The organism is Longimicrobium sp. (genome assembly GCF_036554565.1).
Lineage (GTDB): Bacteria > Gemmatimonadota > Gemmatimonadetes > Longimicrobiales > Longimicrobiaceae > Longimicrobium.
In genome coordinates this window covers 1-6,190 of record NZ_DATBNB010000536.1, presented here as the reverse complement: position 1 = coordinate 6,190, position 6,190 = coordinate 1, and the positions used below count along the sequence as shown (strand labels likewise).

The 6,190-nt window shown below is 69.4% G+C and carries 9 protein-coding genes; 2 read left to right on the top strand and 7 right to left on the bottom strand.

Annotated elements, in window-relative coordinates:
- The 4 genes from VIB55_RS14730 to VIB55_RS14715 all read right to left on the bottom strand — a co-directional run.
- On the bottom strand, positions 1-916 hold a 916-nt coding region (locus VIB55_RS14730), incomplete at its 3' end, for an MATE family efflux transporter (protein ID WP_331877415.1).
- A 76-nt stretch (positions 917-992) separates the two neighbouring features.
- Positions 993-1,634 (bottom strand): alpha/beta family hydrolase, encoded by a 642-nt coding sequence (locus VIB55_RS14725; protein WP_331877414.1) that lies wholly within the window; start codon positions 1,632-1,634, stop codon positions 993-995.
- A 213-nt stretch (positions 1,635-1,847) separates the two neighbouring features.
- On the bottom strand, positions 1,848-2,120 hold the full coding sequence (locus VIB55_RS14720) for a hypothetical protein (RefSeq protein WP_331877413.1): 273 nt from the start codon (positions 2,118-2,120) through the stop codon (positions 1,848-1,850).
- A gap of 1,342 nt (positions 2,121-3,462) precedes the next feature.
- Positions 3,463-4,032, bottom strand: a complete 570-nt coding sequence (locus VIB55_RS14715; protein WP_331877412.1) for a DinB family protein — start codon at positions 4,030-4,032, stop codon at positions 3,463-3,465.
- 149 nt (positions 4,033-4,181) lie between these two features.
- On the opposite strand from VIB55_RS14715, the gene VIB55_RS14710 reads away from it, so the two are divergent.
- Positions 4,182-4,694, top strand: coding sequence for a hypothetical protein (locus VIB55_RS14710; RefSeq protein WP_331877411.1), 513 nt, complete (start codon positions 4,182-4,184; stop codon positions 4,692-4,694).
- 31 nt (positions 4,695-4,725) lie between these two features.
- Here VIB55_RS14710 and VIB55_RS14705 read toward each other — a convergent pair whose 3' ends face one another.
- The 3 genes from VIB55_RS14705 to VIB55_RS14695 form a co-directional block, all read right to left on the bottom strand.
- Positions 4,726-5,040, bottom strand: a complete 315-nt coding sequence (locus VIB55_RS14705; RefSeq protein ID WP_331877410.1) for a hypothetical protein — start codon at positions 5,038-5,040, stop codon at positions 4,726-4,728.
- A gap of 104 nt (positions 5,041-5,144) precedes the next feature.
- On the bottom strand, positions 5,145-5,675 hold the full coding sequence (locus VIB55_RS14700) for a hypothetical protein (RefSeq protein ID WP_331877409.1): 531 nt from the start codon (positions 5,673-5,675) through the stop codon (positions 5,145-5,147).
- Positions 5,676-5,703: 28 nt separating this feature from the next.
- On the bottom strand, positions 5,704-5,991 hold the full coding sequence (locus VIB55_RS14695; RefSeq protein WP_331877408.1) for a hypothetical protein: 288 nt from the start codon (positions 5,989-5,991) through the stop codon (positions 5,704-5,706).
- On the opposite strand from VIB55_RS14695, the gene VIB55_RS14690 reads away from it, so the two are divergent.
- On the top strand, positions 5,990-6,190 hold a 201-nt coding region (locus tag VIB55_RS14690; RefSeq protein WP_331877407.1), incomplete at its 3' end, for a hypothetical protein. The two genes, VIB55_RS14695 and VIB55_RS14690, sit on opposite strands and share 2 nt — an antisense overlap.

Here is a 6,190-nt window from a genome sequence, read left to right as displayed (position 1 = left end):
GCGCCAGCGAGCCGATGAACGCCAGCAGCAGCAGCCCGCCCACGTTCATGGCGATTCCCTGGATCCCCGCGGGCAGCCCGAAGCGGAAGAGCGACTTGATGATCGTCCAATCGGGCGCGTATCCCCGGCCCTTGGGGAACGAGACCACCCATCCGCCGTGCCACAGCCGGAAGAGCGAGTACACGCCCAGCAGCCCGGCCGCGATCACCGTTCCCATCGCCGCCCCGGCCGTGCCGTACGCGGGGATGGGGCCCACGCCGGTAATGAACACCACGTTCAGGGCGATGTTCATCAGCGTCATGGCGATCCCCAGCACCATGGGCGTTCGCGCATCACCCGCGGAGCGCAGGGCGCCGCTGGTGAGGAAGAAGATCAGCATTCCGCTGCTGAACACCATGGAGATGCGCAGGTAGGGCAGCGCCTCGGCCTGCACGGCGGCGGTGGCGTTCACCAGGGTCAGCAGCGCCGGCGCGGCAAACCATCCCACGGGCGCCAGCACCAGCACGGAGATGCCGAGCGCGGTCAGGAATGCCTGGTAGACGGTGCGGTCCGCCATCTCCTCGTCGCCCGCGCCCACGAAGCGCGCCACCAGCACGCTCATTCCCGTGAACACCGACATGATGAAGACCACGATGACGATCCAGATCTGCGTGGCCACCCCGATGCCGGCGTTGGCGGTGAAGCCCACGTAGTGGCCCACCATCACGTGGTCGACGATGCCCTGCAGGCCGCCGAAGACGTTCGTGAGCATGGTGGGCCAGGCCAGCTTCCACACCGCGGGCGCCAGCGGGCCCTCGATGATGGAGCGGTCGTAACGCCGACCCGGCGCGGCGATGGCGGCGGGCGCGGCGGTGCTGGCCGGCGGCGCGGCGGCCGTCTGCGGCGGATCGGTGGGCGCGGCGGCGGGCGGATTCAACGAAAGCTCTCCGGGTTCAGGACGTACCACAACGGATACTGCCCATCGCCGCGTGCCGCATGGGTCAGGTGGCCCATCAGCGGAGGCCCGCGAGCCAGCCGCGCGTGGTCTTGGCCACTTCGTCCACCACCTGCTCGTCGGTGCGGCCGGACGACTTCAGCACGTGGAACGAGTGGTCCGCGCCTTCCAGCCAGTGCATGGTCCAGTTGGGCCCCACGCGCTGCAGCGTCGTTTCCATCAGGTCGCGCCTGCACAGCGCGTCGCGGGTGCCGTTGAAGCAGAGCACGGGGCCCTGTATGGAGGGCAGGTGCGCGTCGCGGAGCTTTTCCGGCTGCTTGTCGGGGTGCAGCGGATAGGCGAGAAGGAGAAGCCCGTCGCACGCGAACCCCTCCGCCGCCAGCATCGACGCGGCGCGTCCCCCCATCGACCGCCCGCCGATGACCAGCAGCGGCGGCCGAACCTCCTCCCGCACCCGCGCCACGACGGCCGACACGCACTCCATCAGCCGCGGCATGGGGTCGGGCCTGCCCGATCCCTTCTCGCGATACACGAAGTTGAACCGCACGGTGGACAGGCCGCGCGCCCGAAACGCCGCCGACAGCCTCAGCATCCCGCCATCATCCATCCGCCCGCCTGCACCGTGCGCAAACACGAACACGCCGCGCGCGTCCTCCGCCGCTTCGTACACGGCCGTGACGGCGTCGGCGCCAACCTCCACCCGCCACGGAACGGTTGCTGGTGATGACGTCATAACACGCGGAGGGACGAGGAAGATCGCGCGGAAGTGTGCGCGGCTGGCCCCAAGCTCAGGCAGCCCATCCCGGCGCGCAAGGGTGCCGGGCGCATATCGAGTAAATGCGACGAGGGGCGGCCTCGCCACCCCTCGTCCCGTACACATCGGCGGCCGGACGCCGTTGGAGGCTTACCCGCCTTACGAGCCCGTGTAGCGGCTGTTATCGAACCCGCCGACGCGGAACTCGAAGGTCGGATTCCCCTCCTGGTACACCGGAATCTGGATCCGCACCACCTCGGCCGACCGCATGCGCTGCACGAAACGCGAGTAGTTGCGGATGAAGACGGAAGTAGTGCTGTGGTCCGCCGGGCCCGCAGCGGTGAAGTTCTCCGATGGACCATCGTCGAAGCGCACGCGGACCGTGCAGTCGTCGTACGACGGGCAGAGGATCTGCCCTTCCTCGATTTGCACGATGACGTCCCGACCGTAGCTCGGATGAGTGAGTGCGGAGCAGCAGCTTCCCGTTCTGGGCTCCCTGGTACGGGAAGTCGAACGAGACGGTATTCTCCGAGAAGATCCTGGCCGTCCGCAACTTGCGGCTGGTCATCGGGTCCTCGCTCACGTCGTACGACCACTTGGCGGCCAGCTCGCCTCGCTCGGCGAGCTCGACCCGCTCCTGCTCGATGGCCGCCTCGCGCGCGGAAGCCCGGCTGGCGAGCTGCCGGGCGCGGCGCGCCTGCGCCGGGGTCATGGGGGCCAGGTACGCGGAATCGATGAGCGGCTGCGCGAGGCGCACGTCGGCAAGCGTGGCTTGCGGAGTCAGCATCGCAGAAGCAGAGTCGAGCGCCGCGGCGACGTACCGGGCATGGGCCTGCGGGTGCTCGACCCGATATCCCTCCGGGCCATGCGCGATGCGCTCTCGTCGGATCAGCTCACCTAATTCGAGCGACGCGGGGTTCGTCTGGAGGACCAGAACGTCTGCCGAGTCCTTCGCCCGCCGCGCGGCATGGCTGCCGTCCGCGGTCATGGCCCCGGAAAGGGGAGACGTTGCACCGTTCGACGACCCGCCTGCTCCGGCTTTCGCGGCCATCACGAAGATCATGAGAAACAAGGCCCCGACGCCGATCGCGACCCAGGTCGTCGTGGAGTGAGACGGCGAGGATGGTGAACCGGCGAGATGCGGCGGGTGCGCTGTCGTGTAGCTGGGAGTCGTCGTGGGGACGGATAGCGCCTGCTGCCTGATTCCGCAGTACTGGCAGAACACGGCATCGTCGGCAATCGCGCGGCGGCACTGTTGGCAGGTCATGAAGAACCGGGGGCAGGCAGATCGAACCGCGAAGAACGGAGCGGTGGAGACAGGGGCATTCTGCAGCGGAACCTGAGCTGCCGGGCGCGTCTGGGAGGGGTTGACGCGACGGGCCCGTGTCCCGAATTGTAGCCGAGGAGCAGAAAGAATGTCAACCCCGGACAGGGTGCCCTACGATCAGCGGTGCGGGCGCCGAAATGTTGAAATCCGTTCGACCGGGCACGTTGCCGCGCCGTAGAATACACCCGTCATCGGCCGACCACGGACGCGCCACACCCCAGCCCCTGCACCACAGCAAGCCAGTCCGCGAAGGCGGACTTCGTGTGGTTGTTGCAGCGAATTCATTCGCCCGTGCACCCAGGACGGCTTGCCCCCCCCAGGACGATGCTCAGCCAAGCGACGGCATCGAAGAAATGATCCCAGGACAGCATCGCCATCAGCAGAAAAGCGTCGACGCAGAGGCGGCCGTCAGCATGGACAGCAGCAGCGCGGCGTTCGGCTTCCCTTTCATCGCGCGGCCTCACCGGCCAGGCGCCGCTGGACCGCGGCGACGTGGTGCTGGTTGTGGTACAGGGTAAAGAACAGCATCTCGCGCGTCGTCAGGCGGCCCAGCAGCGGGTGTGGCAGGCGGATGCCATCCAGCTGCGCCTCGCTCCAGCCTTCCAGCGCGTCGCGCAGCCGAGCATTCGCCCGGTCCCAGCGCGCCAGGATCTCGGCCCTGCGCTGGCCGGCGTCGTCGCTGGACACGACCTCGGGCGGGGGCACGAACGCGCCCGACGCCCTGCCGCCGGCCGCGAGCGCCGCGCGGTACGTGTCGCGGACCTGCGCGTACGACCGCGACGGCGCGCGCGCCCGCCCTAAGCGCAGGCGCAGCAGCAGCTTGGGCGCCGCGAGCCCCCGCGCCACCGCGTTCACGGAGGTGACGAGGTGCTTCAGGTGCTCGGCGGGCGTCCACGCGTCCCCTGTTCGCTGGTTGAACTCGCCGCCGAGCGAGCCGAAGTACGACGCGACCTCGGCCTGCACGTGGCCGAGCGCCTGCAGGATTTCGGTGCGGGTGCGTGGGTCGGATTGGATCAACGATGTGTTCCCGGAAAGTGGGGGAAGCGGTTTTCGTCTGCACTCTCAGCGGCGGCAGAATCGTGCCCGCCCGGTTCGTTATAGCCGTGCGACCGCCCTGTTCCGGTCGTGCGCGTCGCGGTTTGGAACGAAAGCCCACAGGAGAATCCATGAACAGCTCGTTCATCGGGGGCGTGCTTCTGCTGTATTTCGGATGGATGCTGGTGTGCGGCGCGAGCCAGTGGGCTCCGCTTCCCGAGCCGTGGAGCGGCGTGCTGAACATGCTCTGGGCCGCGGTGCTGGTCGTGCTGCAGACGGTGCCCTGGGCCCGGTTCACGCGCCGTTGCCGAGCGGCGCGGCCGCTGCAAAGCACGGCGCTCCACGCGTTCGTGGCGCACGTAGGCGTGGGCGCGATGGCGGTAATCCTGTGGGACATGATCGACAAGAGCTTTCCCGCGCGGCCCGAGCCTTCCATCGGTGGGATGCCGATCGAGCTGCTGTGGGTGGAAAGCGACGTTCCCGGCTACGGACTGCTGTCCCTTTACATCCTGACGTACGCCGCCGCCTCCACGGTCGTGGCGGTTGTCGCGGGCGCCGTCGCGCTCCGGGCGTGGGGCCGCGCCGGTCCTCAGACCGCCAGGGACCTCCTGCGCCTTGGACGGACTCGAAGAGCCAGCGTGTAGCTGGCGCGGTCGGGGGTTCTCGCCTCGAGTGTCAGGCGAGTCCGGGCGTGCGTTCCGCGGGAGGCGCCTCGGCGGGGGGATCCACCGGCGCCTCCACGACGGTGCGCACGGATGCCGCGCCGGCGGCGACGTCGTAGCGTTCCCATCGCTTGCGGGCCGGGCGTCGGACCCAGCGCACCGTCATGTCGATGGCGATCAGCGGAAGGGCCAGCACCGCCGCGAACAGCAGCAGCACCCAGGAATTGTCGATGCGCTCCACCGCGAAGAACACGATGAATTCGGCGGCCACCACGGCCAGCCACAGGCCCACCAGGAAGCTGCGGGTGCGGGTCCAGAACCGGGCCATGGGACCTCCGGGCGCTCGGGGGCGTGCCGCGGGCCAGGCGAACACGGGTGGGACGGAAGGGAAGATGTTGAACCCTAACGCAATAGGAGGTGTGGGCGCAATGATCAGGGCGTGACGGGGAGCCCGCCGCGGACCGCTTCCGCGCGCGCCGCTTCCAGTTTCTCCACCCACTCGCGGCTCCCCTCCACCTGCAGCGTCTCCACCGTTCCGTCGCTCAGCTCCAGGCGCAGGTCCGTCGCGAAGATGCCGGCGTAGCGGGTGGCGCGCACCTCCGCCAGCTGCGCCAGCGGCACCGACATGTCCTCCATCCCGCCCACGCGGTACAGCACCAGCCTGCGGTCGGTGAGGAACAGCCATCCGAAGTACCCCGCCTGGTAGCGGTCCGCCGGACCGTCGTGAAGCACCTGCTCGCCCTCGGCGAGCGCCGGGCTCCAGCTGCCCCGCAGATGCCGTCGGTTGAGCGCGCTCACCGCCGCCGGGGTGAGCAGCGTCAACACGAGCACGGCGCCCAGCACCGCGAGGGTGCGCCCGTCCACGACGCCGTTGGTGGCCAGAACGATCGCCACCGCGTACAGGGCGAAGAGCGGGAGGGAGATCCCCAGGTGGCGCCGGATGGACCAGAGGAGCGAGGGCATGGCGAGGAGGGGGAACGGGGGATGAGGATCAGAGGGCCGCGGCCAGCACCGCCAGAAACGCCGCCGTCGCGGCCCAGCACGCGGCGGTGATGCCGGCGCAGCGCAGCATGCGCCCACGTGGCGGAATGCTCGAGTCGCGGGAGACGCGGTAGCAGCTCGTCGCTCCCGCGACGCCGATGACGATGGGCACCAGCCCGCCCACGGTCAACACGGGGATGATGGCGCACGCCAGCACGAATCCCCAGCCCCACCGCGGCACCTCGGAGGTCGCGACCGCTCCGCCCGTCTCTACCGAGCCGCCATCGGCGTCATCCATGCGGATCTGTCGTACCATGTTCGTGCCGGTGGGGGCGCGCCGGGTCGACGCACGGTGGTCGGGCTCCATGCTCACTTGCTCGCAGCGGTCGAAACCTCCATACTGGCTGTCACCCAGCCTGCCGCACCCGCTCCCGATTCCCGCGATGATCCTGGAAACCGCCGCCCTGGTGGCACTCGTCTCCGTTCCCGCGGCCGCC